Raw genomic sequence first — 2662 nt, 5'->3', positions numbered from 1 at the left:
TATCAATGGCATCGAGTATACTATCAGAACCGTGCAAGCCCTTAACTGGTAGTGGTTTAATTTTGTTGTAGAGCAGGTCTTGGCGTCCAAAACTCGGAAATTTCATATAGTCCCTGCGGTAGTGATAGCGACCTCCAGGAATTACACTATCTGTCGCCTCGATCTCCATATGCTCCAACAAATAGCTCAGGGTATCCTCGTGAATTGATTTGTCATAAACAAAGCGCACCGGATCACCAGAAGAGCGTTCTTTTACACTTTTTGAGATCTTAGCGATAAAGCTCTTACTCAGATCAGAATCCATATCCAGACCAGCGTCACGGGTGATCTTGATCATATGGGCTTCTATGGATTTGTAATTGAACAGACTAAAAATAGTACCCAAAGAGTATCGGATCAAATCGTCTAAAAGGATCACAAATTGCTTGTCGCCCTCTTGAGGAAGAATAATAAATCGATCTAAATAACGCGGAATCTCGATCAAGGCATAATTGACTGGATCGGTCAAGATCTTGGCATCTTCACGCATTTCCATACGAACCGTGAGATAGGCCGCTGAGTCCTGTAAGCCTGGAAAGCTCGTTTGATCATTCAACATCATCACTCCCAAGGCCGGAGACACCTTATTCTGAAAGTAATCCGCAATAAATTCGTGTTGACGCTGACTTACTTGAGTTTCATCAATTACAAAGATGTTCTCCTTTTCCAATTCTTTGTAGATGCCTTTGAGAATGTTCAAACTCGCTGCCTGATGATCAATTACGATACCCGTGATCTGTTCCAAAAGGTCCTGAGCCGCAATTCCCTTTAAAGCGGAGCGTCCGCCTTTTCCGGCGTCTACAATGCGTTTTACAAAAGCATAGCGCACCTTAAAGAATTCATCCAAATTGTTGGAAAAGATCCCTAGGAACCGAATACGTTCAATTAAAGGCACTGATACATCTGCAGCCTCCTGCAGGACCCTTTCATTGAATTGGAGCCAGCTGATCTCTCTATTTACGTATTGTTCTTGCAATTCGTTCATTTGCGAATCTCTTTTGGAAATAGGGTTGTTAATGTTTTACCGTTCTTAAGGGCTGACCAATCGTCTTGTTGGAATGCAATCGCTGCGAATCCGCATGTGGGAAGATTGTCCAGGTATTTATCGCCTAACATATTGACAATGCTGGTAAAGGCGTGATTGTGCCCAAAGATCATGAGCGAATCAATTTCATTGGAAGTTTCTTGAATTACCTCCATGACCGACTGCCCTCCAAAATCATACAAGCGCTCGTCCACTCGACAACGCTCATCTGTCAAAGAAAAGGCTTCTTTGAAAAACAAAAAGGTGGTATGCGCTCGATTGGCTGGACTACTAATGACAAGCTCAGGAGCTTGAATTCTTTTGGATATCTCCAAAGCCATGGCTTCTGCATCATTCAATCCGCGTCCCTTTAAAGGACGCTCTCGGTCTGATACATTGTGTTCCCAAGAAGATTTTGCATGTCTTACCAGATATAAGTTTTTCATAAACTGGTATTAAGGAGATAAACGAACAATGTCCCAATCGCCATCATCCTGCAATCGGTAAAGGATTCTGTCGTGAAGACGGTTTGGGCGCCCTTGCCAAAACTCAATCTCAACAGGCGCCACCAAAATTCCACCCCAATGATCCGGACAGGGAACGGTGTCGTTCTCACTGAAGGTAGACTCTAATTTCTTTAAACGATCTTCTAACACCTCACGATTGGGAATTTCTTTACTCTGATCGGAGACTATAGCTCCTAACCTACTTCCTAGTGGACGTGAATCCCAATAGTTCTCCGTGTCAACACGAGTGGTTTTAGAAGCATTTCCTTTGATGAGCACTTGTCGCTCTAAGGTCGGCCAAAAAAACGCCAAAGAGACCTTTGAGTTTGCCAATATAGCTTGGCCCTTCTCACTGTGATAGTTGGTATAGAAATAAAAGCCGTGCTCATTGTACTTTTTGAGCAAAACTACACGTCCTTTGGGGTATCCATCTAAACTCAAGGTAGTGACGGTCATTGCATTGACCTCTTCAATACCCCCAGCCTCTTGGACTTGATGAAACCAAGTTCTAAACTGTTGTAGCGGATTTGGATCTACACTAGTCTTGTCCAGAGCACCTTTTTCGTATGATTTTCTGAAATTATACAGTTCTTGATCCATGAGAAAAGCTTTCTCTGCAAGTTACGAGAAATCGATTTGCCTTAAAAGTAAATTTTGAGGTTTTCTCTGCGGAATTTTACCAAGAAAATTCTTTGAGATCTTGAGCCAATTCGCTGTTTTCAAAGACTGTTTTCGCCTCTTTGTGAAAAATACTTAGATCCTCGTAACGCGTAGAATAATGCCCTAAGATCAAGCGTCTTACTTCCGCTGACTTGGCAATACTAGCTGCCTGAACAGCCGTACTGTGCTTAGTTTGCTGGCACAGGTGTTCATGCTCTTGGAGAAAGGTGCTTTCGTGGTACAAGGTATCTACACCTTTGATAAGCGGAATAATATCAGGATGATAAGCAGTATCACTGCAATAGGCATAAGAGTTAGGCGGAGTACCTTCTGTCGTTACCGTCTTATGATCAATCAGCACCCCAGCTTCATTATAGACATCTTGCCCTGCTTTAAGTTTTCTATAATAAGCTTGGTCTACTCCTGCTTTTTG

The 2662-nt window shown here is 42.7% G+C and carries 3 protein-coding genes and 1 pseudogene; all 4 read right to left on the bottom strand.

Annotated elements, in window-relative coordinates; genetic code table 11:
• Positions 1–1024, bottom strand: a pseudogene (locus HRT75_RS14495) (polyphosphate kinase 1); the annotation flags it as partial.
• Positions 1021–1509, bottom strand: coding sequence for a histidine phosphatase family protein (locus HRT75_RS14490; RefSeq protein WP_291188257.1), 489 nt, complete (start codon positions 1507–1509; stop codon positions 1021–1023). The gene HRT75_RS14490 and the pseudogene HRT75_RS14495, both read right to left, overlap by 4 nt.
• 9 nt (positions 1510–1518) lie before the next feature.
• Positions 1519–2169 carry a pyridoxamine 5'-phosphate oxidase gene (gene pdxH, locus HRT75_RS14485; RefSeq protein WP_291188254.1) on the bottom strand — a complete coding sequence of 217 codons (651 nt, stop codon included), beginning with the start codon at positions 2167–2169 and terminating at the stop codon, positions 1519–1521.
• Between the two features lie 76 nt (positions 2170–2245).
• A partial coding sequence (locus HRT75_RS14480; RefSeq protein ID WP_291188251.1) for an MBL fold metallo-hydrolase occupies positions 2246–2662 on the bottom strand: 417 nt, incomplete at its 5' end.

Origin of the sequence: Gilvibacter sp. (assembly GCF_013214815.1) — a bacterium.
Lineage (GTDB): Bacteria > Bacteroidota > Bacteroidia > Flavobacteriales > Flavobacteriaceae > Gilvibacter.
Note: the sequence above shows the minus strand (reverse complement) of the source record. Positions and strands in the feature narration are given on the sequence as shown.

Coding starts and splice junctions, on each gene's coding strand:
- HRT75_RS14490 (WP_291188257.1), bottom strand. CDS start 1,509: ATGAAAAACTTATATCTGGTAAGACATGCAAAATCTTCTTGGGAACAC.
- pdxH (WP_291188254.1), bottom strand. CDS start 2,169: ATGGATCAAGAACTGTATAATTTCAGAAAATCATACGAAAAAGGTGCT.